Origin of the sequence: Sphingomonas sp. LC-1, assembly GCF_025371035.1 — a bacterium.
GTDB classification, from domain to species: domain Bacteria; phylum Pseudomonadota; class Alphaproteobacteria; order Sphingomonadales; family Sphingomonadaceae; genus Sphingomonas; species Sphingomonas sanguinis_E.
Map to the genome: position 1 here is coordinate 206,468 of NZ_JANZXB010000002.1, position 26,156 is coordinate 232,623.

Sequence of the window (26,156 nt, forward strand, 5' to 3'; positions counted from 1 at the left end):
GTGGAGCGGCAGGGGCGAGGGGACGCCCCGTTAAGGCGTATCCGGCCCCAGCGTCGGGTCCAGATCGCGCGGCCGGATGAACGCCACCAGCGTTGCGCTATGCGGCTGAACCTCGGCCCAGCGGGTGATCGGCAAGGTCATCTGCGCGACGGTGGCGGTGGGATATTTGTCCTCCACCCGCTCGCGCAATTCGCTGTCCAGCGCCAGTTCGAGGACCAGATCCTCCAGCCCCGGATTATGGCCGACCAGCAGGACGTGATCCGCCTCGTCCGGCAGGGCATGCACCCGGTCGAGCAGGCTGGGGGCGGAGGCGAGGTACATCGCTTTGTCCCACACCGGCGCCAGCGTCCGGCCATAGCCGCCCCACACTTCGTCCAGCGTCTCCATCACGCGAATGGCGGGGGAGGCGACGATATGGTCGAATTGCAGATCGAGCGATTTCAGATGCCGCCCGATCATCGCGGCGGCGCGGCGGCCCTTGGCGTTGAGGGGCCGATCGAAATCGCGGGAGACCGGATCGTCCCAGCTCGATTTGGCATGGCGAAGCAGCGTCAGCGTCTTCATCGGACCGGATACTCCGTCGCGGCGGCGGGCAGCGTTTCGCTGTTTCCATGCCCGATCCCGGCGTCGGAGGAAAGCCGCGCCGCGACCCGCGCGACCGCTTCGTCCAGCGTCACCCGGGTGACCGCGACCCCCGGCGGAAAGGCGTCGCGCAACCGCGACGGCATGGCGGCGGACAGAAGCACGAACGCACCGCGATCGTCCGCACGCCGGATCAACCGTCCGAACGCCTGCGCCATGCGCGCGCGCACGATCCGGTCGTCATAGGCGCTGCCGCCCCCGGCCAGTTTGCGCGCGGCATGAAGGACGGTGGGCTTGGGCCATGGCACCCCCTCCATCACCACCAGCCGCAGCGAGGAGCCCGGCACGTCCACGCCGTCGCGAAGCGCATCGGTACCCAGCAGCGAGGCGGACGGATCGTCGCGGAAAATATCGACCAGCGTGCCTGTATCGATCGGATCGACATGCTGAGCATGAAGGGCCAGCCCCTCGCGCGCCAGCCGGTCGGCGATGCGGCCATGGACACCGCGCAGGCGCCGGATGGCGGTGAACAGCCCCAGCGTCCCGCCCTTCGCCGCCTCGATCAGTCGTGCATAGGCGTTGGCGAGTTGCGGAATGTCGCCACGTTTCACATCGGTCACGATCAGGACCTCGGCACGATCGGGATAATCGAACGGGCTTTCCGCGACGAAATGAGCAGGGCTTCGCGCCAGATGCGGTGCTCCGCTTCGCGCCTCGGCCACATCCCAATCCCCTCCGGCGCGCAAGGTCGCGGAGGTGACGACCGCGCCATGCGCGGGTTTCAGCACGATTTCGGCAAAAGGCCGGGTGGGGTCCAGCCAATGGCGGTGGAGCCCGATATCATATTCGCGCCCCTCCACCCGATCGACCGCCAGCCAGTCGACGAAATCGGGATCGACCGGCCCGCCGATCCGCGCGAGCAGCGATAGCCAGGCGGCCACCGTCTCCGCGCGCCACGCGATCGAGGCGATCGCACCCTCCACTCGCGCGCGCGCCGGTCCGTCGAGCCAGTCCGGTGCCTCATGCAGCACCGCCTCCAGCCGCTGCCCCAAAGTCACGAGCGGGCGCAGCAGCGCGTCGAGCGCATGGGCGGCAGGTCCAGCAGCGTCGATCAGTTCGGGCGAGGGGTCGGCGAGTTCGGTCTCCAGACCATAGCCCGCATCGCCCGACTGTTCGGCACGAGCGAAGGCCAGGCCTCGCACCGCCGCCAGCAGCGCCTCGATCGGGCCGAAGGGCTGCCCCTCTGCCAGTCGGCCGAGCCAGCCTTCGCTCGCCAGCGCATGGGCGGCCTGCACCGCATCGCCGATCGCGCGGTTGCCGCCCTCATCATAGCTGGCGACATCGGATAGCCGTGCGGCCAGACCCCGGCGGCGTCCGCGCGATCCGGCTTCGGGGCCGAGAATCCAGCGCCGCAACTCGATCGTCTCCGCCCCGGTCAGCGCGGTGGCGAACATCGAATCCGCCGCATCGAACAGGTGATGTCCCTCGTCGAAGACATAGCGGGTCGGCCGCGTCTGAGTCTCGCGCCCACGCGCGGCGTTGACCATGACCAGCGCATGGTTGGCGATGACGATATCCGCTTGCACCGAGGCGCGGGCAGCCCGCTCGATGAAGCATTTCCGATAATGCGGACACCCGGCATAGACGCACTCGCCGCGCCGGTCGGTCAGCGCGGCCGACCCGTTGCGACGGAACAGGGTGGTCAGCCAGCCGGGCAGGTCGCCGCCCACCATATCGCCATCGCTGGTATAGGCGGCCCAGCGCGCGACCAATTGCGCCAGCACCGCCGCGCGTCCGGCAAAGCCGCCTTGCAGCGCATCCTCCAGATTGAGCAGGCAGAGATAATTTTCCCGCCCCTTGCGGGTGACGACACGTTCCTTGCGCAGCACGGCGTCGGGGAAGATGCGCGCGGTCTCGCCGCTCAACTGACGTTGCAGCGCTTTGGTATAGGTCGAGATCCACACCGCGCCGCCCGCCCGCTCGGCCCAGAGGCTGGCGGGGGCAAGATAGCCCAGCGTCTTGCCGATGCCCGTGCCCGCCTCGGCCAACACCATATTGGGGGTGTCACGCACCGCGCGCGGCGCGAAGGCGGCGGTGACGGCGGCGGCATAGGCGCGCTGACCGGGGCGTTCTTCCGCGCCCTCGCCGGTCAGACGGCGCAAGCGGACTTCCGCGTCTTGCGGGGGCAGATCGATGGTGCGCGGGGCGGGGCGTGGGGCGTCCTCCTCCCATTCGGGCAGGGCGCTGAACAGCCATCGCTCGTTGCGTTCGGGGCGAGTGAGGCGCGGGCCGATCAGCGGCGCCCATGGCCAGCGCAGCCGGGCGAGACTCTGCGCGGCGGTCCATGCCCCCTCGCGCTCGGGCCAGGCACCATCGGGGGTGGCGAGCAACGTCTCGGTCGCCTGGAGCAGAAAGGCGGCCACCTCCGCGTCACTTCGCGGCGGTTCCAGGCCACAGGCACGGGCGAGGCCATGCGGGGTCGGCACCGCGAACTGGGCGGGTCGCAAAAAGGCGAAGAGTTCGAGCAGGTCGAGGCCCGACAGCTCGGCATAGCCCAGGCGCTGCCCGATCAGCGGCGCGTTGAGCAGGATCACCGGCGTCTCGGCGGCGAGTCCGATCGCTTCGCCACGCGAGACGGCGCGCGTCTGTCCCTGGGTGGATATCCACACGCCGCTATGGCTGGCGTGCAGGGCGGGGTAGGGAGGCGCGGTCACAAGCGAGGATATCGGCGACCCGGAACAGGATGGCAACGGGGCGCACCGCTTTTAATCGCCTGCAAAATCCCTCTTGCTCTGTTCCACGTGGAACATGAGCTTCTGTGGATAAGTCTGTGAATAATGTGATGAGAAGCGGTGGATCGAAGCGGGATATTGGGTGGATCGTGTAAAATGCATTTGTGCATCGCGCCCTGCCTTGCCAGAGGCAAATCCATGACAGACGAACTTCGCTCCACCGCTCTCGAGTCCAAGGCCTGGCCCTATGAGGAGGCCCGCAAGCTCCTCAAACGCTATCCCGACGGCAAGCCTGGTGGTGAGCCGATCCTGTTCGAAACCGGATATGGCCCATCGGGCCTGCCGCATATCGGTACCTTTAACGAAGTGCTGCGCACCACCATGGTCCGCAACGCCTTTCATGCGCTGTCGGACCAGAAGACCCGGCTGATCGCCTTTTCGGACGATATGGACGGATTGCGCAAGGTGCCCGACAACGTCCCGAACCAGGAGATGCTGCGCGAGCATCTCGGCAAGCCGCTGACCCAGGTGCCGGATCCGTTCGAGAAGTTCGATAGCTTTGCCGCGCACAACAACGCACTGCTGCGCCAGTTTCTCGATCGCTTCGGCTTCGACTATGAATTCGCCTCCTCCACCGAATATTATCATTCGGGCCGGTTCGACGACGCGCTGCGGCTGGTGCTGAAACACTATCAGGGCATTCAGGATGTGATGCTCCCGACGCTGCGCGCCGAGCGCCGCGCGACCTATTCGCCGGTCCTGCCGATCAGCCCCAAATCGGGTATCGTGCTTCAGGTGCCGGTCGAGGTGATCGACGCCGAGGCGGGCTTGATCGCCTTCGACGACGAGGGCGAGCGGATCGTCCAGTCGGCGCTGGGCGGCCTGTCCAAGCTGCAATGGAAGGTCGACTGGGCGATGCGCTGGGTCGCGTTGGGCGTGGATTACGAGATGGCGGGCAAGGACCTGATCGACTCGGTCACCCAGTCGTCGAAGATCGCCCGAGTACTTGGCGGTCGTCCCCCCGAGGGCTTTAACTATGAGATGTTCCTCGACGAACATGGCGAGAAGATCTCCAAGTCCAAGGGCAATGGCCTGAGCCTCGACCAGTGGCTGACCTATGGCCCCGAAGAGAGCCTGGCCTTCTTCGCCTATCGCGAGCCCAAAAAGGCCAAGCAGCTGCACATGGGCGTCATTCCGCGCGCGGTGGACGAATATTGGCAGTTTCGGGTCAACTATCCCAACCAGTCGCTCAAGGAGCAATTGGGCAATCCGGTGCATCACATCCATGACGGCAAGCTGCCGCAGGGAGAGTTGCCGGTGACGTTCGGCCTGCTGCTCAACCTGGTCGGGGTGATGGGCGAGGCGACCAAGGAGCAGGTCTGGGGCTATCTTGCCAATTATGTGCCAGAAGCCTCGGCGGAGAAATATCCCGAGCTGGACCGGCTGATCGACCATGCGCTGGCCTATGCGCGTGACTTCGTCGCCCCGACGCTCCAGCGCCGCGCGCCCGAGCCGCATGAGGCCGAGGCACTGCGCCAGCTCGACGCGCAATTGGCGGCGCTCCCGGCAGGGGCGAGTGCCGAGGATATCCAGAACATCGTCTATGAGATCGGCAAAACCGACGCCTTCCCGTCGCTGCGCGACTGGTTCAAGGCGCTGTACGAAACGTTGCTGGGGTCGGCGCAAGGGCCGCGCATGGGTAGCTTCATCGCGCTTTACGGTGTGGATAACAGCCGCAAACTGATCGCCGAGGCATTGGCCAAGGCCGCGTAACGGCTGGCTGCCCTCACCCTTCCGGCGCTTCGCGCCTCCCTCCCTCTCCCATTGGGAGAGGGAAGGGGCCCGCCCGCTGAAAGCGGGTGGGAAGGGTGAGGGTAGAATTGTTTAGCGGAGATGCTCCGCAAAAAACGCCATGGTGCGTTCGTCCGCCAGCTTGGCGGACTCGTCCGACCGGCGCTGACCGAATTCGGTGGCGAAGCCGTGATCCTCGCCGGGATAGTCGTACAGCGTGACCTTGGGGTGATCGTCCAGCCCCTCGTGCATCCGCTTCTGCGCGTCCTTGTCGACGAAATGATCCTCCTCCGGAATGTGGAGCAGCACCGGCTTGGCGATGGCGTGTTTCTCACCGAGCAACCCGTCTATGCCGACACCATAATAGCCGACACTGGCGTCCACATCGGTGCGCGCCGCAGTCATGAAGGCGAGACGCCCGCCCAAGCAATAGCCGACCACGCCGACCTTGAAGTCCGGGCCATGCTCTTCGCGGATCGCCTTGATCGTCGCCTCGATATCGCGAATGCCGCCATCCTGGTCGAATTGCCCCATCAGATCGAGCGCCTGCTGCATCTCGTTGGGAACGTCCGGGTCCAGTTCGATACCGGGCGCGATCTTGTGGAAAAGATCGGGGGCAACCGCCAGATAGCCCGCTTCGGCCAGCGTATCGCACTTTCGGCGGATGCCCGCATTGATCCCGAAAATCTCCTGAATGACGATGATCGCGGCCGAAGCTGTGCCCTCCGGCTCGGCATAATAAGCGTTGAACGGGCCTTCGCCGTGCGGGGCGGCGATGGTCTTGGTTCCGGTCATGCTGGTCTCCTGTGGTCGTCGCGACGATAACGCCTTATGCCTCACTTGGTCGCGTGAGGAGAATGGCACCGTGAAAGTGAATGTGGAAATCGACTGCACGCCCGAAGAAGCGCGCCGCGCCATGGGGCTGCCCGACCTGACGCCGATCCATGAACGCTATGTCCAGATGATGCTCGACACGATGCAGTCGGGGGTGAAGCCTGAAATGGTCGAGGCGATGATGCGCAGCTGGGCGCCGATGGGCGAGGCGAGCATGGCGATGTGGCGTCGCATGTTCGAGGGGCAGAAGGGCTGATCGCCCCCAAGGATTAAAGGCATGACCGACACAATCTTCGCCGTCTCCAGTGGACAGCCGCCCGCCGCGATCGCGGTGATCCGCGTCAGCGGCCCGGTGGCGTTCGCCGTGGCCGAGCGTCTGGGCGGACGCTTGCCGGCGCCACGTCGGGCCGGACTGCGACCGTTGCGGGATGGGGAGGGGGCGCTGCTCGACTCCGCCTTGATGCTATGCTTCCCCGGACCGGCGACGGCGACCGGCGAGGATCTGGTCGAGCTTCATTGTCATGGCGGGCGTGCTGTGGTCGCGGCGGTCGAGGCGGCGCTTGCCGCGCAGCCCGGTGTCCGTCGGGCCGAGCCGGGCGAGTTCACCCGCCGCGCGCTGCTCAATGGTCGGATCGATCTGGCCGAGGCGGAAGGGCTGGCCGATCTGCTCGAAGCCCAGACCGAACGTCAGCGCCGCGCCGCGATCAGCGCGGTCGAGGGGCGGGTCAGTCAGGCGCTGCGGGGATGGATGGACCGCTTGTCGGCGCTGTCCGCCATGATCGAGGCGATGCTCGATTTCGCCGAAGAGGATGACGTCCCGCTCGATACCGCTGTGGCGGCGCGGATCAGGCAGGACATGGATGCGCTTGCGGCGGCGATGCTGGAGGTCGTGGAGCGGCCCCCGGTCGATCGCTTGCATGACGGTATTCGCGTCGTGCTGGCGGGGCCGCCCAATAGCGGCAAGTCGACCCTGCTCAATCTGCTGGTGGAGCGGGAGGCGGCAATCGTCTCCCCGATTGCGGGCACCACACGCGATCGGATCGAGGCGAGCGTGCTGCGCGGTGGCATCGCCTATATCCTCACCGACACCGCCGGGCTGGCGGAGGATACGGACGATGTGATCGAAGCGATCGGTGTCACCCGCGCGCAGGAGGCGATCCAACAAGCGGACATTTTGCTATGGATGGCGGACACGACGCCCCTTCGTGCGGATGCGATCTGGCTTCATAGCCGGGCCGATCTCGTCGGCCGGGAGGCACTGCCGGGGGGGCGGCGGCTGGCGGTTCGACGTGACGATGCGGCGAGCGTGGCGGCGGTGTGGGACGTGATTGCAGAGGCAGCAGCAATGCTTCTCCCCCGCGAGGATAGCATCGGCTTCAAACGTCATCAGCAGGAGCAGTGCCGCCGGGCGGCCGGTGCGCTGATGGCCGCTCCCGCGGGTGACCTTTTGTTGATGGCGGAAGAGCTTCGGATTGCGCGTCAGGCACTGGCGGAATTGCTTGGGGTCAGCGCGACGGAGACCATGCTGGACGCGTTGTTCGGACGGTTCTGCCTCGGCAAATAATTGTTCCACGTGGAACGTTTACCATAGATCGCTTTGACGCTGACCGCGGCTTCCGGTAGGGCAAAGCCATGTTTGATGTCGTAGTGATCGGTGGCGGTCACGCGGGAACCGAGGCCGCTGCGGCGGCTGCGCGCCGGGGTGCGCGGACGGCCCTTTTGTCCTTCGACCGTCATGGCCTGGGCGCCATGTCCTGCAATCCGGCGATCGGCGGATTGGGGAAGGGCCATATCGTGCGCGAGGTCGATAGTTTTGACGGGCTGATCGGCCGCGCGGCAGATCAGGGCGCGATCCACTATCGGATGCTCAACCGTAGCAAGGGAACCGCGGTTCAGGGCCCGCGCGTCCAGGCCGACCGACGACGCTATGCCGGGGCGATCCAGGCGATGTTGGCGGCACAATCGAACCTGACCATCGTTGAGGGCGAGGCCGAAGCGCTGCTGCTGGATGGCGACCGGGTGACGGGCGTGCAGCTTGGCGATGGCACGATCCTGTCGGCTCGCGCAGTGGTGCTCGCGACCGGGACGTTCCTGGGCGGACGACTGTTCCGGGGGGACGAGCGGCATCTGGGCGGGCGGATCGGCGAGCGTGCCGCCACGCGGATGGCCGAGCAGTTGCGTGCGCTGGGGCTGCCCATGGCACGGATGAAGACCGGCACGCCACCGCGTCTGGATGGCCGGACCATCGACTGGGCGAAGCTGGACGAACAGCTCTCCGATCTCGATCCCTGGACCATGTCGCCCATGACGGGCGTGCGGCCGCTGCCGCAAATCGCCTGTGCGATTACCCGGACGACCGAACAGACGCATGCGATCATCGCGGCGGCCTTTCACCGTTCGCCGCTATTCACCGGTGCGATCGAGGCGAACGGGCCGCGCTATTGTCCGTCGATCGAGGACAAGATCAAGCGCTTCGCCGATCGCGACAGCCATCAAATCTTCCTCGAGCCCGAGGGGCTGGACGATCCGCTTGTCTATCCCAACGGCCTGTCGACCTCGCTGCCGACCGATGTGCAGGAGGCAATGATCGCCTCCATGCCGGGATTGGAACGTGCCGTCATCACGCTGCCGGGCTATGCGGTGGAGTATGACCATATCGATCCGCGCTCGCTCGACGCCCGGCTCGCGCTGGGTGCGCTGGCGGGTGTGTTCTGCGCGGGGCAGATCAATGGCACGACCGGTTATGAAGAAGCGGCGGGGCAGGGGCTGATCGCCGGACTCAATGCCGCAGCGCATGCCTGCGACCTGAGCCCGGTTATTCTCGACCGGGCATCCAGCTACCTGGGTGTGATGATCGACGATCTGGTCCTTCAGGGCGTGACCGAACCCTATCGAATGCTGACGGCGCGCGCCGAATATCGGCTGTCGCTGCGGGCCGATAATGCCGAAACGCGGCTCGGTGGAATAGCGGAAGCGGCGGGGTGTCTCTCCCCCGAAAGGCTGGCGCATCGAAGCCGGCGGCAGGAGCAGCAGAGCCTGTTGCGCGAGCGGCTTGCGGTGGTCCGCACCGCGTCCGATCTCGCGCGGAGCGGTGCCGCGATCGCCCAGGATGGCGCGCGGCGGACGGCCTATGAATGGCTACGCTTCGATGGTGTCACGCTCGCGCATGTTGCGCCAGAGGCGTCCGAAGGTTGCGATCCCGCGATCGTAGCGGAGACACTGGAGGACGCGCGCTACGCCCCCTATGTCGAACGACAGGCGGAGGAGGTCGCACGGCTTCGTGCCGATGAGCAGATCCTGCTGCCCCCCATGATCGACTATATGGCGATCCCTGGCCTGTCGCAGGAGATGATCGACCGCTTGAGCATGGCCCGTCCTGCCACTCTGGCGGCGGCTTCGCGCATTCGGGGGATTACCCCCGCCGCCCTGTCGGCGGTCCTTCTCCACGCACGAAAGATGGCGGCATGACCGAAGAGCAGGCGCGCGACTGGGTCGTCCAGCGTTTCGGCGAAGAGGCGGCCGAGCGTATCGACCACTTCCTCAATCTGGTGATCGTCGAGAACGACCAGCAGAACCTGATCGCGCCATCGACCATTGGCAGCATCTGGTCGCGGCACGCGCTCGACTCGGTGCAGTTGATTCCGCTGGCAGAGCGCTCGGACGGCCAGTGGGTAGACATCGGCACCGGCGGGGGCTTTCCCGGCATGGTGGTGGCGCTGGCCTGGCCCGGTCGTGTCGCACTGGTCGAACCCCGCAAGCGTCGCGCCGACTTCCTGCGCGAATGTGCTGAAACTCTGGGCGTGGCGGATCGCGTAACCGTCCATGCGTCCAAGATCGAGGCGGTGCAGGTCAAGGCCGACATTATTTCTGCTCGTGCCGTGGCAACAGTCGAAAATCTTTTGCGCGCGGCCGCTCACTGCGGCAAACAGGATACGCGGTGGTTGCTACCGCGCGGCCGCCTGGACGAGCGCGAAATCAAGACCCTCAAGCGGCAATGGCGCTTCGTGTTTCACGTGGAACATAGCATCACATCGGCGGACTCGTCGATCGTGATCCTCGACCGAGTAGGGGCCCGATGATCTGCGTTGCCATCGCGAACCAAAAGGGTGGGGTGGGCAAGACCACCAGCGCCATCAATCTTGCCACCGCACTGTCTGCGACGGGGCTGAACGTCCTGTTGATCGATCTCGATCCTCAGGGAAATGCCTCGACCGGTCTGGGTATCTCCAACAGCCAGCGCATGTTCTCCAGCTATCATGTCTTGCTGGGCGAAGCGCGGATCGACGATGCGGTCGTGCATACGCAGGTTCCGAGGCTGGACGTGGTGCCGGCCACGGTCGATCTGTCCGGCGCGGAATTGGAGCTTGTCGATTTCGAAAATCGGACCCATCGGCTCGATCAGGCGATGCGGCGGTCGCAGGGGAATTGGGACATTGTCCTGATCGATTGTCCGCCCTCGCTGGGGCTGCTGACGATCAACGCGATGGTCGCGTCCGATTCGCTTTTCGTGCCGCTGCAATGCGAGTTTTTCGCGCTGGAGGGGCTTTCGCAACTTTTGACCACGGTCGAGCGGATCAGGGCCCGGTTCAATCCGGGGCTGGCAATCCTTGGCGTGGCTTTGACGATGTATGACCGGCGCAACCGGTTGACCGACCAGGTGTCGGCGGATGTGCGCGCCGTTTTGGGAGGGGTCGTGTTCGATACGGTAATACCGCGCAATGTCCGGCTGTCGGAGGCGCCCAGCCATGGCTTGCCTGCGCTGATCTATGATTATCGTTGCGTGGGGAGCCAGGCCTATATTGCGCTGGCCCGTGAGTTGATCGCGCGGCTGCCGCTAGGCACGCAGCCGGGGGCAGCAGCGGCATGAGCGCCGAACCTGCGGCCAAACGCCCTCGGCCCGGTCTGGGTCGTGGATTGGGTGCCCTACTCGGCGATATGGCGCGCGAGGCACCGATTCGCCCCGGCGATCAGCCGACGCCGGGCGGCGTGCGGATGCTGCCGGTCGGTTCGCTGTCGCCGCACCCCGATCAGCCGCGCCGTCATTTTGAGGAAGCGGCACTGGACGAACTTGCCGCGTCGATCGCGGCACGCGGGCTGATCCAGCCCATCGTCGTCCGTCCGCACGGCAAGGATTATCAGATCGTCGCGGGTGAGCGGCGTTGGCGGGCGGCGCAGCGGGCCCGGTTGCACGAGGTGCCGGTCGTCGTCCGGGATTTCGATGATGCCCAGACGCTCGAAGTCGCGCTGATCGAGAATATCCAACGGCAGGACCTCAACGCGATCGAAGAGGCACAGGCCTATCAGCGGCTGGCGGGCGAGTTCGGCCATACGCAAGAGGCGCTGGCCAAGATCGTCCACAAGTCGCGCAGCCATGTCGCCAATTTGCTGCGTCTGCTCGAACTGCCGGACACGGTGCAGAGCCAGGTCGTCAGCGGGGCTCTGTCGATGGGCCATGCCCGCGCGTTGCTGGGCGCGAACGAGGTCGAATCGCTGGCCGATCAGGTCATCGCAAGGGGCCTGAGCGTCCGCGAAACCGAGAAGCTGACCCGTGAGGCCAAGGGCGGCGGGCGTAAGGCGGCTTCGGGCGACAAGGGTTCAACCAAGCCGTCCGGGCAGGATGCCGCCGACGCCGATATTGCGGCGTTAGAAGGGCAGCTAGCCGATCTACTCGGCCTGTCGGTACGGATCGCGCATGGCGAAAAGGGCGGTACACTGACCCTGAGCTATTCGACGCTCGATCAGCTCGACATGGTGTGCCAGCGACTGACCGGTGAGGGTATTTGAAAGCGGGACGCCGGTCTGCTTCGCAGACAGGCGCAGCTCGTTTTTGATTTTTGAGCGGGGTGGGCGGGGGCTGCGACTTCGCTCTGCCCGAACGGTTGTTGGTATGAGGCAGACTAACCCCATACCCCGTTCAGGCTGAGCGAAGCCGGATTCCAAGGGAATCTCTCATCCCCGCCGCGCGATTCCCTGCGCGATGATCGTCGCTTCCGACTCGGCCAGCACCGCTCCGGCATTGCCCGGCGCCATGACCGCACGTTCGGAGGCACGGATTCGGGCTAGAGCCCGCGCCAGCATCGCCGGGGTCCAACGGCGCAGCGCGCGGGCGGTGCGAGCCTCGTCGCGGAAGAAGACACGGTGCCGCTTCATCACCGCATCGACCGGTTCCCCCGCGTCGATATCGGCCCGCATATCGGCCAGTGCAACCAGCCGTCGGGCCAGTGCGCGAAGCCACGGGATGGGTGACGCGCCACCTTCGTCCAGTAGGGCCAATTCGCCGCCCAGATCGCTGACCCGCCCTTCGATGACGGCCTCGACCGCATCGCCCATCTCGACTTCGCCCAGATCGGCGCCGATCGCGTCGATGGCGGCGTGATCGGCCTCACGCGGACGGTCGGGCGCAGCGTCCAGATAGAGCGACAGCTTCTCCAACTCGCGGGTAATGACCGACCGATCGGCGCCAGCGGCCTCCACCAGCCGTGCAGCGACGCCCGCTGCCAAGCGCAGACCCAAGTCGCCCGCGATGGTGTTCGCCAGTCGCTCGGCATCGGCGGCGGTGGGGGCGTAGCAGCCAAAGGCCATGGCACGCGGCGAATCGAGCGCGAGCTTGACGATCTTGGCGGTCGTCTTGACCGTCGGAGCGATGGCGACGACCGGATTACCCGCCGATTCCGCTTCCAGCAGCGCGGTGAACGCCGCCAGGCCTTCCTCGCCCACGCTGGCAATGCGGATATGGCGCGGTCCGCCGAACAGCGACATGGCGGCGGCCTCATCGGTCAGCCGGGCGGGGTCGCTTTTGAGCGTCGCCGAATCGAGATCGATCCGTTCGGCTTCACGACCCATTGCGGTAGCGAGCAACCGTGCCAATTCGCTCGCCCCCGCCTCATCGGGGCCGTGCAGCAGATAGAGGCGAATATCGGCGGATGGGCGGCTCAGCGCCTGGCGAATCTGGTTGGCGCTGGCTTTCACGATCCGTGAGCCCTCACGGCCGCGCGGAAACCATCGACTCGCCGGGACGCGACCGGGCATAGGTAGCCAGCCGCGCGACGATTTCGTCCGCGACGATGACCGAAAGCCGTTCCAGCGCGGTATTCTCCGCCGCGATGGTCGCATATTCGGATCGGACCACATCGATCCCGGCATCGGACCCGGCGGTAGCATCGACCAGCACCGCATTGCTCGTCTGGTCGACCAGCTGGTAGCGCGCGCGCAGGATACGCCGCTCGCGCACCACAGAGTCGTCGCGCCGCACGCCAAGCCCGCGAATCTGGTCGTCCAGTTTCACGTCCAGGCGATAGCGCGCCGTACCGTTCTTGCCGCCCAGCCGGTCGCTGAGCGCGTTGGCCATCAGCCAGCCCGCTTTCCCCTGAATCGGTGCGACCTCGATCTGTGACAGGGCGCTGGCGACCGGGCCCGAACTGCCCCCCGCGTAAAGCGGGTGCAGTCCACAGCCCGACAGGCCCAGCGTCAGCGCCAGACCGGCGGCGATTTGACAGAAGAGGGGCAGGGGAAGGGGGAGGGGGCGGGTCATGCGACGATATTTACCAGACGGTCGGGCACCACGATCACCTTCTTGGGCGTTGCGCCGTCGAGCGCGCGGACAATCTTGTCCGACGCCAGCGCGGTCGCCTCCAATACGTCCTTGGGCAGCCCCTTGGCGACGGTCAGCGTGTCGCGCAGCTTCCCGTTGACCTGCACCGCAACGGTGACCTCGTCCTCGACCAGCAGGCTCTCATCGACCACCGGCCAGGCGGCGTCGGCGATCAGGCCGTCCTGCCCCATGCCCGACCAGGCTTCCTCGGCCAGATGCGGGACCATCGGCGCGACGAGCAGCATGGTGGTGCGGATCGCCTCAGCGCGCGTGGCGGAGGGCTTGGCCTTTTCGATCGCGTTGACCAGTTCGTACAGCTTGGCGACCGCCTTGTTGAAGGCCAGCGCCTCGATGTCCGCCGCCACGCCCGCGATGGTCTGGTGCAGCTTGCGCGCCAGAGCCTTGTCCTCGCCCTCGGCAGCTTCCGAACCGTCGAACAGACGCCACAAGCGCTGGACGAAGCGCCACGAACCCTCGATGCCCGATTCCGACCAGGGCAGGTCACGCTCGGGCGGGCTGTCGGACAGCATGAACCAGCGGACCGCGTCCGCGCCGTACTGATCCACAATGGGTTCGGGATCGACGGTGTTCTTCTTGGACTTGGACATCTTCTCGACGCGGCCGACATGGACCGGCACTTCCATGCCAGTAAATATCTTGGTGCGGGCAGCGCCTTCTTTCCAAAAAATATCATTCGGAGAGAACCATTGCCGGATCGTGAGACCTTCGGAATTGGTGATCTCGACCGAATAGGTCTCGTGCGTGACCATGCCCTGCGTGAACAGGCCAGCAAAGGGCTCCGCTACGTCGATCAGGCCGATATGCTTCAACGCGCGCGTCCAGAAGCGGGCATAGAGCAGATGCAGGATCGCATGCTCGACGCCGCCGATATACTGGCCGACGGGCAGCCACTTCTTCACGACCTCGGGATCGAACGGGCGATCGTTGGGCTGGCTGGCGAAGCGGATGAAATACCAGGACGAATCGACGAAGGTGTCGAGCGTGTCGGTCTCGCGCCGGGCGGGCTTGCCGCAATTGGGGCAGTCGACATGCTTCCACGTCGCATGGCGATCGAGCGGGTTGCCGGGGACATCGAAAGTGACGTCCTCGGGCAGCGTCACCGGCAGCTGGTCCTTGGGCACCGGCACCGCGCCGCAATCGTCGCAATGGATGATCGGGATCGGCGTGCCCCAGTAACGCTGGCGGCTGACGCCCCAGTCGCGCAGGCGGTACACGGTCTGGCCCTGGCCCCAGCCTTCGCTTTCGGCGCGGGCGATAACGGCGGCCTTGGCGGCCTCCACGTCCATCCCGTCGAGCGGGCCGGAGTTCACCAGCTGGCCGCTGCCAGTATAGGCGGTGTCGCCTTCGAAGACGGGATCGGTGTTATCGCCGTCCGCGACGACGCGGGTAACGCTCAGGCCATATTTGCGCGCAAAGTCGAGATCGCGCTGGTCATGCGCGGGCACGCCCATCACCGCGCCCGTGCCGTAATCCATCAGCACGAAGTTGGCGATATAGACGGGCAGGGTGATGCTCTCGTCCATCGGATGCTGCATCCGATAACCGGTATCGAAGCCCAGCTTTTCCTGCGTTTCCAGTTCGGCCGCGGTGGTGCCGCCCGCCTTGCAGCGTTCGATGAACGCGGCCGCATCGGCATTCGTCTCGGCCAGTTCGCGCGCGATCGGGTGATCCGCCGCGATCGCGACGAAGCTCGCCCCGAAGATCGTGTCGGGGCGGGTCGAATAGACCTCGATCGGGGTCGCGAAGGGGGCGACCGGCGCGAAACGGAACTGAAGGCCCTTGCTGCGGCCGATCCAGTTCTCCTGCATCAGCTTCACCTTGTCGGGCCAATGCTCGAGCGTCGTCAGACCCTCCAGCAGCTCGTCGGCGAAGTCGGTGATCTTGAGGAACCACTGGTTCAGCTTGCGCTTCTCGACCAGAGCGCCCGAACGCCAGCCGCGCCCGTCGATCACCTGTTCGTTGGCGAGCACGGTCATGTCGACCGGATCCCAGTTGACCGCCGATTCCTTGCGATAGACCAGGCCGCCCGCATACAGGTCGAGGAACAGCGCCTGCTCATGCCCGTAATAATCGGGTTCGCAGGTCGCGATCTCGCGCGTCCAGTCGAGCGCGAAGCCGAGCCGCTTCAGCTGCGCCTTCATCGTCGCGATATTGTCGCGGGTCCAGCCGCCGGGATGGACGCCCTTTTCCATTGCGGCATTCTCGGCGGGCATGCCGAACGCGTCCCAGCCCATCGGGTGGAGCACCTCATGCCCGATCATCCGCCGATAGCGCGCCAGCACGTCGCCCATCGTATAGTTGCGGACATGCCCCATATGGATGCGCCCCGAAGGATAGGGAAACATCTCAAGGACATAGGACCGTGGCTTGGTGCTGTGATCGTCGGCGGCGAAGGTGCGCCGCTCCTCCCAGATCCGCTGCCAGGTCGAATCCGATTTCAGGGCATTGAAACGCGAGGCCATTCTTCTCGTCTTTTATCAGTTCGTGATCGACGCACGGCGCAGGTCGCGCGCCTTGGTCAGGATAATGTCTTCCAGCTTCTGGATGGTCGCGGCCTGGACGGGTGCCTCGACCCACTGGCCGCCGCGGTTCACCTCGCGCAGCGCGGTGACGCGCAGCGCATCGGCGCGCAGATCCTGGTCGAGGATGGTGACGGTGACCTTCATCCGCTCGGTCGGCGTCTGCGGATTGACGTACCAGTCGGTGACGATCACGCCGCCATTGGAATCGGTCTCGGCCAGCGGCATGAAGCTGAGCGTGTCGAGGCTAGCGCGCCACAGATAGGAGTTCACGCCGATCGTCGTCACCTTCGACGCGGCCAGATCGCCCTGCGGACGATCCTTCTTGCCGGCACAGGCGCCGAGCGACAGGGCGGCGATAACCGCGAACGCGGTGGCGGAACGGCGAAGCATCGGCATTGTCCTGACTGGGAATAAGGGTTGGTTATAGCCTCTACAGGGGCCCCGCCACCCCGGCAAGCATTCCGGCGAATCACGCGCCGAAGACCGATTCTGTGGAAGATGCGCAACACTCGGACAAGAATCGCGGATGTCAGCGTAACAATGGGATCGCTCACCGCCGATTTCATGTTAGAGGCTATGTATCAAAGAGGTCTCATAAAGGGGTGGACCGTGTCGTTCGGGCGTGTGGTGATCGGAATCGCAATCGGGGCGCTTGCCGCCACGACTGCGCTGGTCGCGCCCGCCATCGGTGCGGTGGACCAGAATGGTCGGGCCCCCAAGCGCAGCCTCAGCCTGATGGGGCGCGGCGGCTTCACGCCAGCGGCGGCGGATCCCCGGCTCGCGGCGATCTTCGCGCGGAGCGGTCTGGACGCAGGCGATCTGCGTTTCACCCCGGCGGAAAGCCAGCGTGGGGCCAATCGCCCGGTCACCGTGGCGGTCCGCGCCCGCACCAGCCGTACCAACGACGAACGCATCGCCGCCAATACCGCGCCGACGGTGGGACTGGCGCCCATCTCCTATAATTTGGGTGTTGCGGTAGGCTGGAAGCGTCTGGCCGTCACCGGCGAACTGGCGCGGGTCGATCTGGCGGGCCTGCCGGGCAGCCGCGAGAGCGCCGATGTGGCGGTCAGCTATAGCGCGAATCGCTTTACCGGCCGGGTGAAGGCATCGAGCGATCGCCCGATCGAGGGCGTGAACAAGCTGGTCGATATGCCGTCCAGCTATTCGCTCGACATGAGCAGCTCCTATTCGCTGACCCGCAACCTCGATGTGACGGCGGGCGTCCGCTATCGCTCGGATCGCGAACGTCTGGCGCGGATGGACGATGATCGCCGGAACAGCCAGGCGGTGTATCTGGGTACGGCCTTCCGCTTCTGATCCGGTGCTGCCCGCATGACGGCGGCGACCCTGGTTCGATCGGCGTCATTCGGCGTTTATGACAGTCGTCCCTTGCTCCGACCCCTTGATAGGTCGGGCATAGACCAACGCCTCGGGGCGACCATCGTCGTTCAGATCGCGAAGCGCATGGTCGTAGCGGGTCAGCTTGTGATCGCGGACATAGGGGGCCAGCCCAGCGGGAATCGGTATCGACGCGGGGGCAGCCGCGGCCAGGATCAGCGAGAATATCATCGCATTCCTTTCACCTTCGCGGCGACCTTAGCGCGCCGGATCGACCGTCCCATGACATAGTCACGACCGGGAAGCCCCACCCCAGGCATCGATCGCGGCCCAGCCGTCGAAGCGCCCGCGCAAGCGACGGAAACGGCGGGCATCCATTCCGCCCAGCGCGATCAGCGCCAAACCCAGCCCCCGCCCGATTCGTATCGCCCGATCGGGGCCGAGACTCGGCGCACCGGGATGCGAACGGGTCGGGAAGAGGGGGGAGACGAACAGAAGGTCCGCTCCCGCCCTCCGTCCCGCGACCGCCTCGGCGCGGTCATGCGCGGGCCAGCTTCGCAGGCCCTGGCCCTTGCCGCGCTTGTGCACGCCATCGCCGGGCAGACCGCCCCCCGCGACCAGCAACAGCATTCGCCGTGCGCGCGTGATCCGCCATAGCCTGCGGTGAATCGCCCGGCGCTCGGCATGCGGGGTGGCGTGATGGCGGAAGACCACGCCCGAACCCGGTGGCAGGCGCCGAAGTGCCGCCCAAAGCCCGTCGCCCAATCGCTCGTCGGTCATCAACCATGTCACGGGGTATCGGTCGGCCATCCTCACGACTATAGCGCGAGGCATGACCGACGACAGCGTTTCCCGCCTTTCCACCGTCTCCGATCAGCTTCGGCGTGCCGCGAAGCTGGGGGATCATGCCATGCCCACCCTGATCGCGGTGTCGAAGACCCATGATGCCGAGACGATCCGCCCGTTGCTCGACGCGGGGCACCGCGTATTCGGCGAGAATCGCGTGCAGGAGGCGGCTGCCAAATGGCCTGCGCTGTGCGAAGGCTATGCGGGTGTCGAACTCCACCTGATCGGCCAGTTGCAGTCGAACAAGGCCGCCGACGCGGTCGCGCTGTTCGATGTGATCCACACCATCGACCGCCCCTCGCTGATCGCCGCGCTGGCCGAGGCGATGGACAAGAGCGGGCGTCGGCCCGACTGCTTCCTTCAGGTCAATATCGGCGAGGAGGAGCAGAAAGGGGGCTGCGCCATCGTGGAGGCGCCCGCCATGCTGGAACAGGCGCGGGCGGCCGGGCTTCGCGTCATCGGCCTGATGGCGATCCCCCCGCACGGGGTGGATGCGGCACCCTATTTCGCGCTGCTCGCCAAGATGGCGCGGGAGATGGGGCTGGAAAAGCTCAGCATGGGCATGTCCGAGGATTATGAGGTCGCCGCGATGCTGGGGGCGAGCCATGTCCGGGTCGGCAGCGCGCTGTTCGGAGCACGCCAATGAGCAAGTTCGCCGCGTTGCTGTTCGATTTCGACGGTGTGCTGATCGACAGCGAATATGAGGGCAATCGCCATCTCGCCGAATGGCTGACCGCCAACGGCCACCCGCATACGCCCGAAGAGGCGATGCACCATTATATGGGCCTGGCGGGCAAGGACTTCGTCGCCGCGGTCGAGGGGCGGATCGGCTATGCCCTGCCGGATGCCTTTTACGAAGCACGTCGCGTCGAGGATATCCGCGCGATGGAAGAGGGCGTGGCGGCGATCGCCGGTGCGGTGGAGTTCGTCCGCTCGCTCCCCGCCGATTTCCCCAAGGCGGTGGTATCGTCCAGCCCGACCGTCTGGCTCGACCGGCATCTGCGCCATCTGGGACTGCGCGAGGCGTTCGGCGATCACGTCTATAGCGGGCGCGAGCATGTGACGAGGGGCAAGCCGGCGCCCGACCTCTATCTCTTCGCCGCCGATCGGCTGGGCGTGCGGATCGAGGATTGCGCGATCCTGGAGGACTCTCCCGTCGGCGCCACCGGCGCGGTGGCGAGCGGGGGCCATGTCATCGGCATGTGCATGGGCAGCCACTGCGCGGTCGGGCATGACCAGCGGCTGCGCGACATTGGCGTCGCGGCGATCGCCCAGGATTATGCGGATGTGCGGCGGGAATTGGGGTTCTGAACGCCCAACCCCAACTTCCGTTCACGCTGAGCGAAGTCGAAGCGCACGTTCCGCGCTGGGCCACAAAGGCCAATCCCGTGGCCTTCGACTTCGCTCAGGCTGAACGGAAGGGGGGAAGGAGGACTTTCCTAAAGCTGGTGCCCGGTCCGGTCGCGCTTGGTTGCCAGATAGCGTTCGTTGTGCGGATTGGGTGGCAGGCTGTGCGTGACGCGTTCGATCACATGGACGCCGGCGGCGTCGAGCCCGGCGACCTTGGCCGGATTGTTGGTCAGCAGCCGAACCTTGTCCTGCCCCAACAGGGTCAGCATCCGCGCCGCCACGCCGAAATCGCGCGCATCGATCGCAAAGCCCAGGCGGGTGTTGGCATCGACCGTATCGAACCCCTGGTCCTGAAGCTGATAGGCGCGCAGCTTGTTGACCAGGCCGATCCCGCGCCCCTCCTGCCGCAGATAGAGAAGGATTCCCCAGCCCGAGTCCGCGATGGCCTGGATCGCGGCATGAAGCTGCGGCCCACAATCGCATTTCAGGCTGCCCAGCACATCGCCGGTCAGGCATTCGCTGTGCAGCCGCACCAGAGGGGGCTGGCCGTCGGGCTGGCCGATCACCAGCGCGACATGCTCGCCCGCCGCATGGGGCGAGCGGAAGGCGACGATTTCCGCATCCTCCGCGCCAGCGACGGGAAGGCGGGCGCGGGTCGCGATGGCCAGCGCCTCGGCATTTTCATGCGCGGCGATGTCGGCCAGCGAAAGTGCCGCCTCTACCCCCGTCCCGCCGAGGAAGAAGGCGGGCAGCATCCCCGCGATCCGCGCGAACCGGATGGCCGCCGCCGCGATCGCCGGATCGGGCAGCGGGAGCGCGCGATAGGGGCCCTTCAACGGCGTCGCGAGATCGAATTGCGGATCGGCCAGCGCGGTGGCGGCGGCGAAATCGATCCATGGCGCACGTTCGACCAGCACGGCGGCATCGGGGTCCGCCGCTTCCAGCTGGTTGATCAGCTTGAGCGTTGCCGCACGCCCGGCCGAGATCAGAACCGGCGCACGCGCTTCGGGATCGAAGGCGGACAAGCGCAGCGGATCGGCCGTCTCGACCGCGAGCAGCGCCTGCCCGTCGATCGCGATCGGCCAGCCCCGGCGCAGCGCGTCGATCGCGCGGGCGGCGGCCTTGGGGTCAGCGGTCAAAAATCGAATTCCGTCATGATCGGGATATGGTCGGACGGCTTGAGCCAGCTCCGGCACCCCTCGAACACCTGGTGCGACACGGCCTTTGCCGCGACGTCGCGCGTCGCCCACATATGGTCGAGCCGCCGCCCGCGATCCGATGCCGCCCAATCCTTCGCGCGGTAGCTCCACCAGGTATAGAGCCGCTGCGGCGCCGGGGTGAAATGGCGGCCGAGATCGACCCAGTCGTTCGACGCCTGAAGCCTGGCCAGCGTCTCCACCTCGATGGGGGTGTGGCTGACCACGTCGAGCAGCTGCTTGTGGCTCCATACGTCCGATTCGAGCGGCGCGATGTTGAAATCGCCGGTCAGGATGGTCGGGCAGTCGAGCTTCTCCGACCAGTCGATCATGCGGCCCAGGAAATCGAGCTTCTGCCCGAATTTCGGATTCACCTCTCGGTCGGGCACGTCGCCGCCCGCCGGGATATAGACATTCTCCAGCCGCACGCCGTTCGGCAGCCGGATGCCGACATGCCGCGCCTCGGCATTGGCCTGCCAGTCCAGGCGGTCGTCCTCGGTGATCGGGACGCGGCTGGCGATGGCGACGCCGTGATGCATCCGCTGGCCATGGATGATGATGTGCTCGTAACCCGCCGCGCGGAACAGATCGAACGGGAAGTCGTCATCGACGACCTTCGTCTCCTGCAGGCACAGCACATCGGGCTCGGCTTCCTTCAGGAATTGCTCGACGATGGCGGCGCGGAAACGCACCGAGTTGATATTCCAGGAGGCGATTTTCACGGACGTCGATGTAGCGGCGGGGCGAGGGGGAGACAAGATTACCCGCTTCATGGGGTGGCGTTGTATATCTCTGTACCACCCCGGCGGAGGCCCGGGTCCAGATACGACGGACTATCGGGGGCGCGGCGTTTTTGCCTTCCACGCAATGCGATGCGCGCCATCAGCGACATGGCGACAGGGCACCGGCCTTCGCCGGGGTCGCGAAGAAGAGGTGCAGAAAAGGAAAGGCCCCCGCTCCGGGGGCATGGAGCGAGGGCCGACCTAGCGTTCGTCACGCAGGCGGGATGAGGATGCTCGTCCGAGCAACAGGGGGGAATCTCGAAGGCCCCTCAACCGCAAAGCCCTGATAGGACAGGAAACCTGTCGCCCGGATGAATGAAACGGTCCGCGAGCGTTCAGTTTCGCGCCGCGCCTCTCCGCGGGTCGTTGAATCGGAACGCCTTGTCGTCCACCGGCACGCCGAATCGCTGGTTGGACAGGCGGATGGTGGTTCGGTTGTTCTGGCTGTCGAGCGCGACCCAACCCTGCATCATCAGCCCGCCAGGCGCCGAGGCATCGCGCGCGAAGACCAGCGTGATCTTGCCATATTCGGGATGCTTGGGATCGTTCGCCTCGACGGAAAGCAGCCGCGAATCGGCGCTGGGCACCACCTTGGCATAGCGGCCGATGTCGCGGCTGGGGTCGAGCAGCACGCCGAGCGGCGAGTTCTTGATCGGCCAGCGCTGCACCTGGCGCACCGAATAGTCGATGAAGGTCAACGCGCCGCCATCCGCCACGATCAGCAGGGGCACGCCCTTTTCATATTGAAACCGGATCCGGCCCGGCTTCTTCATGGTCAGCGTGCCGGTCAGCACCTTGCCGGCGCGATCGGTCTGGGTGAAGTCGGCGGTCATCGTCTGCACCGATTGCAGGTGACGCTGCACCGCCGCCAGATCGCCGCTGGCTTGCGCAAGGGCGGGGAGGGGGGCGGCGACCATCGCCATGGCGGTCGGCGCCAACAGGGCGGACGCCACAATCGAACGGATCATATCAAACTCCTTTGGCCGACCGTCATGCGTGCGGCCTATTGAACGGGTCGTGAATCGCGGATGTCACAGGGTGAAGGCGGCTTTCAGCCCCAATATGGTGACGTCGTCGGCCTGCGAATAGCCGCCGGGATGGTGGACGAACTGGACGTTGGGCCGCATCTCCAGCCATTCGGCGGGATGGATGCTGTAATAGACCTCGGCGGCATATTCCGATCCCTGCACGGCGGGGCGGGTGGGGTCGAGCCGCTGTCCATCGGCTACGCGCCCGTTCACATGCGTCCGCGCGACACCGATGCCCAGCACGTCGCCCGGCACCGCAGGGACCAGCCCCTTGTAGAACAGGCCGGCTGCGACCTGGTTGTCGGTGACGCTGGTCGCTCGGTCGGCCTGGGTCGCGTTCAGGAAGATGCTGAGGCCGTTCTCCGCCTTGCCGTCCTTGGTCTCGCCGGTCAGTTGCTGCTGGATGTTGACATAGATGCCGTAGCGGCTGCTCCGCTCCAGCGGGGCCAGCCCGGTGATCGCCACGGGTCTGCGATTGACGTCGAGATACACGTCCGCCGCATCTGCCGTCGCGATCCAGCCGCCCAGCTTGTACGATCCGATCCGCCCAGCGCTGGCATTGTTGATCCAGCCGATCTCGGCAGGAACCAGCACCCCGGTCGCCCCCTTGAAATGCCCGATGAAGAAGTCGGTATCCAGGTTGCGCGGATTGATCTCATAGACCGCGCCCTGGACGTACAGATCGTCGCGCGGCTCGTAACGCAGCCTCGCGCCCCACTGGCTAACCGGCCAGTTCTGCCAATAGTCGCCGACCAGATTGCCCGGCTGCGCGCCGCAGAAGCTGAGATTCATGAAGTGGCAGGAGAAGATGGCGAAATCCTCGCCCGGATTGGCGCGGCCCAGCTTCAGCTCGAACCGCTCGCCAATCCGCTGCTCGTACCAGAATTGGGTCAGGCGCAGCGTCTGGCCGCGACCATAGACCTCCTGCACCTGTTGCAGCGTGCCCAGATTGGCGTCGTCGCTCAGGTTGCGGCCGCGCCGATAGGTGAGGGTGGCCTGGAACGCCCCGCCCTTCAGTCCCATCACCTTTTCCAGATCGAACAGCGCGCCCGCATCGAACTGCCCGGTTTCGCGGAACAGGGTCTTGCGGCCGCCGGTCACATTGGCGGCGCTTTCCGATGCATAGCGGGCGGTCACGGTGATGCCGCGCTGGTTCAGCCTGGTGCGGATCTCGTGCCAGTTGCCGATGATCCCCGGCGGCGGCGTGCGGCGCGTGTCGGCGGTGATCGCGGAGGGCGCGCTGTCGGAGGGGCGGACCGGGCGGCGGCGGGTCGGGATTCGCTGCGTATCACCGGTGGCGGCATCGGGCGTGATGCGCGCGGCGGTGGGGACGGGATCGGTGGTCTGCTGCGGCGACAGCGGGGCCGCGAGCAGCAACGGCGCCCATCCCCAGATCATCGCCATCCTATAGCCCCCCGTTTTCCAAGACTTATCGTTGCGCGGCGCTAACGATCCGGGGGGCAAAAGGTGCCGTAAACGTCAATCCTCCCCGTCCGGGAAGGATTGGATCAGCCCTGCTCCGCCGCGCGGACCTGGTCGACATAGTCGCCATATCCCTGCGCCTCCATCTCGCCGAGCGGCACGAAGCGCAGCGACGCCGAGTTGATGCAGTAGCGCAGGCCACCGCGATCGCGCGGGCCGTCGGGGAAGACATGGCCCAGATGGCTGTCGCCATGCGCCGAGCGGACCTCGGTGCGGATCATCCCGTGCGTGGTGTCGCGCAGCTCGTTGACATGGGCGGGCTCGATCGGCCGGGTGAAGCTGGGCCAGCCGCAATGCGAATCGAACTTGTCGGCGGAGGCGAACAGCGGCTCGCCCGAGACAATGTCGACATAGAGGCCCGGTTCGCGGGTGTGCAGATATTCGCCGGTGCCGGGGCGTTCGGTGCCGCTCTGCTGGGTCACATAATATTGCTCCGGGGTCAGCTTCGCGAGCGCTTCCTCGGTCTTGGCGTAACGGGTGTCGGCCATGGGGGACTCCTTTGATGGGTTCAGGCTTCGGCGGCGATCTGGCGCAGTGCCTGTTCGAAAGCTTCGGGCGGTTGCCCACCCGAGATCAGGTAACGATTGTCGATAACGATGGCGGGCACCGATTGGATGCCGCGACCCTGCCACAGCCGCTCGGCCTCGCGCACCTCGGCCGAATAGCGGTCGGACGTCAGGATGGCGCGGGCGTCATCCTCCGACAAATCGGCACGCACCGCAGCGGCGAGCAGCACGTCGTGGTCTGAAATATCCTCGCCCCGCGTGAAATAGCTGTCGAACAGCGCGTGCTTCAACGCGGCCTGTCGCCCTTCGATCGCCGCCCAGTGGAGCAGTCGATGCGCATCGAAGCTGTTATAGATTCGCGACGTATCGCCCATCGCCATGGTGAAGCCGACCGCCGCCGCGCGCTCGCGGATCGTCGCGCGGTTGGCGGCGGACTGTTCGGGCGTCGCGCCATATTTGCGGCCGATATGCTCGACGATATTCTCGCCCTCGGGCGCCATGGCGGGGTTCAGCTCGAAAGGCTGGAAGTGAATCTCCGCCGCGACCGTATCACCCATCCGCTCCAAGGCGATCTTCAGCCCACGCAAGCCGATGATGCACCAGGGGCAGGAAATGTCGGAGACGAAATCGATTCGGATCGGGCGGGGCATCGGGGGTCCTAATTGACGTGGCCGCGAACGGCGTGGGACCTTATGTGGGAAAGCCGAACGCCTGGGCAAAGGGGCGGGAGCGCAAAGCTGCGTTTCGCCTTTTGGCCGGACACCCCTCTTCGCGCCCGACGCGCCTGCGACCAAGGAGTAAGCCCATGACCCGAACCGCACTTGTCACCGGTGCCACCGCCGGAATCGGAGCCGCGACCGCGCGCGCCTTCGTCGCGGCCGGATGGCGGGTGATCGGGACGGGGCGCCGCGCCGACCGGTTGCAGGCGCTGGCCGACGAACTGGGCGAGGCGTTTCACCCGCTGGCCTTCGACATCACCGACGAGGCCGCGCTCGATGCAGGGCTGGCCAGCCTGCCGCAGGATTTCGCGGAGATCGACCTGCTGATCAACAATGCCGGTCTCGCGCTCGGCACCAAGCCCGCCCAGGACAGCGACCTGGCCCAGTGGCGGACGATGATCGCGACCAATATCGACGGGCTGATCACCATCACCCACCGGCTGCTCCCCCGCCTGATCGAGCGGCGGGGAGGGATCATCAACCTGTCTTCGGTCGCGGCCAATTACCCCTATACCGGCGGCAACGTCTATGGCGGGACCAAGGCGTTCGTGAGGCAATTCTCGCTCAACTTGCGCGCCGACCTGCATGGCAAGGGGGTGCGGGTGACCTCGATCGAGCCGGGCATGGTCGAGACCGAGTTCACCACCATCCGCACCGGCGGCGATCAGGCGGCGTCGGATGCGCTTTATGCGGGCTCCAACCCGATGACGGGGGAGGATATCGCCGCGACGCTGCTCTGGGTGGCCGAACTGCCGCCGCATCTCAACATCAACCGGCTGGAGCTGATGCCGGTCAGCCAGTCCTTTGCCGGATTCCAGGTCGCGCGCGGAGCGTGA

The 26,156-nt window shown here is 66.0% G+C and carries 26 protein-coding genes; 11 read left to right on the forward strand and 15 right to left on the reverse strand.

All coding sequences use genetic code 11. The features are described from left to right. Positions 1-30: 30 nt before the first annotated feature. Together NZL82_RS03745 and NZL82_RS03750 are read right to left on the reverse strand one after the other, a co-directional pair. Complete coding sequence (locus NZL82_RS03745; RefSeq protein ID WP_261268431.1) at positions 31-564, reverse strand: histidine phosphatase family protein; 534 nt, start codon at positions 562-564, stop codon at positions 31-33. After that, positions 561-3,296: an ATP-dependent DNA helicase gene (locus tag NZL82_RS03750; RefSeq protein ID WP_261268432.1), complete on the reverse strand. Its 2,736-nt coding sequence runs from the start codon at positions 3,294-3,296 to the stop codon at positions 561-563. The genes NZL82_RS03745 and NZL82_RS03750 overlap by 4 nt, the downstream gene beginning before the upstream one ends. Positions 3,297-3,512: 216 nt before the next feature. On the opposite strand from NZL82_RS03750, the gene NZL82_RS03755 reads away from it, so the two are divergent. Next, positions 3,513-5,087 (forward strand): lysine--tRNA ligase, encoded by a 1,575-nt coding sequence (locus NZL82_RS03755; protein WP_261268433.1) that lies wholly within the window; start codon positions 3,513-3,515, stop codon positions 5,085-5,087. Positions 5,088-5,198: 111 nt separating this feature from the next. Here the strand turns inward: NZL82_RS03755 and NZL82_RS03760 are convergent, their stop codons facing one another. Beyond that, entirely contained in the window at positions 5,199-5,900 is a 702-nt protein-coding gene (locus tag NZL82_RS03760; protein WP_261268434.1) for a dienelactone hydrolase family protein, read from the reverse strand. Between the two features lie 70 nt (positions 5,901-5,970). Here NZL82_RS03760 and NZL82_RS03765 point away from each other — a divergent pair, with 70 nt between their 5' ends. The 6 genes from NZL82_RS03765 (at position 5,971) to NZL82_RS03790 (ending at position 11,723) form a co-directional block, all read left to right on the forward strand. Then, positions 5,971-6,195: a DUF6489 family protein gene (locus NZL82_RS03765; RefSeq protein WP_261268435.1), complete on the forward strand. Its 225-nt coding sequence runs from the start codon at positions 5,971-5,973 to the stop codon at positions 6,193-6,195. Between the two features lie 21 nt (positions 6,196-6,216). After that, positions 6,217-7,503, forward strand: a complete 1,287-nt coding sequence (gene mnmE / locus NZL82_RS03770) for a tRNA uridine-5-carboxymethylaminomethyl(34) synthesis GTPase MnmE (protein WP_261268436.1) — start codon at positions 6,217-6,219, stop codon at positions 7,501-7,503. Positions 7,504-7,571: 68 nt separating this feature from the next. Further along, positions 7,572-9,407: a tRNA uridine-5-carboxymethylaminomethyl(34) synthesis enzyme MnmG gene (gene mnmG / locus NZL82_RS03775; protein WP_261268437.1), complete on the forward strand. Its 1,836-nt coding sequence runs from the start codon at positions 7,572-7,574 to the stop codon at positions 9,405-9,407. Beyond that, positions 9,404-10,018, forward strand: coding sequence for a 16S rRNA (guanine(527)-N(7))-methyltransferase RsmG (gene rsmG, locus NZL82_RS03780; protein ID WP_261268438.1), 615 nt, complete (start codon positions 9,404-9,406; stop codon positions 10,016-10,018). Before mnmG ends, rsmG begins: the two co-directional genes overlap by 4 nt. Next, positions 10,015-10,806: a ParA family protein gene (locus NZL82_RS03785; protein ID WP_261268439.1), complete on the forward strand. Its 792-nt coding sequence runs from the start codon at positions 10,015-10,017 to the stop codon at positions 10,804-10,806. Before rsmG ends, NZL82_RS03785 begins: the two co-directional genes overlap by 4 nt. Continuing rightward, positions 10,803-11,723 carry a ParB/RepB/Spo0J family partition protein gene (locus NZL82_RS03790; RefSeq protein WP_261268440.1) on the forward strand — a complete coding sequence of 307 codons (921 nt, stop codon included), beginning with the start codon at positions 10,803-10,805 and terminating at the stop codon, positions 11,721-11,723. The genes NZL82_RS03785 and NZL82_RS03790 overlap by 4 nt, the downstream gene beginning before the upstream one ends. Before the next feature lie 165 nt (positions 11,724-11,888). Here the strand turns inward: NZL82_RS03790 and holA are convergent, their stop codons facing one another. The 4 genes from holA to NZL82_RS03810 are packed head-to-tail and all read right to left on the reverse strand — an operon-like array spanning position 11,889 to position 16,463. Beyond that, positions 11,889-12,908, reverse strand: a complete 1,020-nt coding sequence (gene holA, locus NZL82_RS03795; RefSeq protein ID WP_261268441.1) for a DNA polymerase III subunit delta — start codon at positions 12,906-12,908, stop codon at positions 11,889-11,891. Between the two features lie 13 nt (positions 12,909-12,921). Beyond that, positions 12,922-13,470: an LPS assembly lipoprotein LptE gene (gene lptE, locus NZL82_RS03800; RefSeq protein WP_261268442.1), complete on the reverse strand. Its 549-nt coding sequence runs from the start codon at positions 13,468-13,470 to the stop codon at positions 12,922-12,924. Beyond that, positions 13,467-16,013 carry a leucine--tRNA ligase gene (gene leuS / locus NZL82_RS03805; protein WP_261268443.1) on the reverse strand — a complete coding sequence of 849 codons (2,547 nt, stop codon included), beginning with the start codon at positions 16,011-16,013 and terminating at the stop codon, positions 13,467-13,469. The genes lptE and leuS overlap by 4 nt, the downstream gene beginning before the upstream one ends. A gap of 15 nt (positions 16,014-16,028) precedes the next feature. Then, complete coding sequence (locus tag NZL82_RS03810) at positions 16,029-16,463, reverse strand: DUF3576 domain-containing protein (protein WP_261268444.1); 435 nt, start codon at positions 16,461-16,463, stop codon at positions 16,029-16,031. 219 nt (positions 16,464-16,682) lie between these two features. Here NZL82_RS03810 and NZL82_RS03815 point away from each other — a divergent pair, with 219 nt between their 5' ends. Then, positions 16,683-17,390: a hypothetical protein gene (locus tag NZL82_RS03815; RefSeq protein ID WP_261268445.1), complete on the forward strand. Its 708-nt coding sequence runs from the start codon at positions 16,683-16,685 to the stop codon at positions 17,388-17,390. Between the two features lie 45 nt (positions 17,391-17,435). Here the strand turns inward: NZL82_RS03815 and NZL82_RS03820 are convergent, their stop codons facing one another. Both NZL82_RS03820 and NZL82_RS03825 read right to left on the reverse strand, forming a co-directional pair. Then, a complete protein-coding gene (locus NZL82_RS03820) occupies positions 17,436-17,642 on the reverse strand; it encodes a hypothetical protein (protein ID WP_261268446.1) in 207 nt (68 codons plus the stop codon). Between the two features lie 60 nt (positions 17,643-17,702). Then, positions 17,703-18,203 (reverse strand): thiamine phosphate synthase, encoded by a 501-nt coding sequence (locus tag NZL82_RS03825; RefSeq protein WP_314732867.1) that lies wholly within the window; start codon positions 18,201-18,203, stop codon positions 17,703-17,705. A gap of 40 nt (positions 18,204-18,243) precedes the next feature. Here NZL82_RS03825 and NZL82_RS03830 point away from each other — a divergent pair, with 40 nt between their 5' ends. Together NZL82_RS03830 and NZL82_RS03835 are read left to right on the forward strand one after the other, a co-directional pair. Further along, entirely contained in the window at positions 18,244-18,903 is a 660-nt protein-coding gene (locus NZL82_RS03830; RefSeq protein ID WP_261268447.1) for a YggS family pyridoxal phosphate-dependent enzyme, read from the forward strand. Beyond that, positions 18,900-19,568 carry an HAD family phosphatase gene (locus tag NZL82_RS03835; protein WP_261268448.1) on the forward strand — a complete coding sequence of 223 codons (669 nt, stop codon included), beginning with the start codon at positions 18,900-18,902 and terminating at the stop codon, positions 19,566-19,568. The genes NZL82_RS03830 and NZL82_RS03835 overlap by 4 nt, the downstream gene beginning before the upstream one ends. A gap of 128 nt (positions 19,569-19,696) precedes the next feature. Here the strand turns inward: NZL82_RS03835 and ribA are convergent, their stop codons facing one another. The 6 genes from ribA to NZL82_RS03865 form a co-directional block, all read right to left on the reverse strand. Further along, positions 19,697-20,746: a GTP cyclohydrolase II gene (ribA, locus tag NZL82_RS03840; RefSeq protein WP_261268449.1), complete on the reverse strand. Its 1,050-nt coding sequence runs from the start codon at positions 20,744-20,746 to the stop codon at positions 19,697-19,699. Beyond that, positions 20,743-21,576, reverse strand: a complete 834-nt coding sequence (locus NZL82_RS03845; RefSeq protein WP_261268450.1) for an exodeoxyribonuclease III — start codon at positions 21,574-21,576, stop codon at positions 20,743-20,745. The genes ribA and NZL82_RS03845 overlap by 4 nt, the downstream gene beginning before the upstream one ends. A 344-nt stretch (positions 21,577-21,920) precedes the next feature. Then, positions 21,921-22,553: an outer membrane lipoprotein carrier protein LolA gene (locus NZL82_RS03850; RefSeq protein WP_261268451.1), complete on the reverse strand. Its 633-nt coding sequence runs from the start codon at positions 22,551-22,553 to the stop codon at positions 21,921-21,923. Positions 22,554-22,616: 63 nt separating this feature from the next. After that, positions 22,617-24,017, reverse strand: a complete 1,401-nt coding sequence (locus NZL82_RS03855; protein ID WP_261268452.1) for a carbohydrate porin — start codon at positions 24,015-24,017, stop codon at positions 22,617-22,619. A gap of 104 nt (positions 24,018-24,121) precedes the next feature. Then, positions 24,122-24,583: a peptide-methionine (R)-S-oxide reductase MsrB gene (gene msrB / locus NZL82_RS03860; RefSeq protein ID WP_261268453.1), complete on the reverse strand. Its 462-nt coding sequence runs from the start codon at positions 24,581-24,583 to the stop codon at positions 24,122-24,124. A gap of 20 nt (positions 24,584-24,603) precedes the next feature. Then, complete coding sequence (locus NZL82_RS03865; RefSeq protein ID WP_261268454.1) at positions 24,604-25,251, reverse strand: DsbA family oxidoreductase; 648 nt, start codon at positions 25,249-25,251, stop codon at positions 24,604-24,606. A gap of 155 nt (positions 25,252-25,406) precedes the next feature. Between NZL82_RS03865 and NZL82_RS03870 the strand changes: the two genes are divergently transcribed. Then, the gene (locus NZL82_RS03870) at positions 25,407-26,156 is read left to right on the forward strand and encodes an SDR family NAD(P)-dependent oxidoreductase (RefSeq protein WP_261268455.1); all 750 of its coding nucleotides are present in this window, start codon (positions 25,407-25,409) and stop codon (positions 26,154-26,156) included.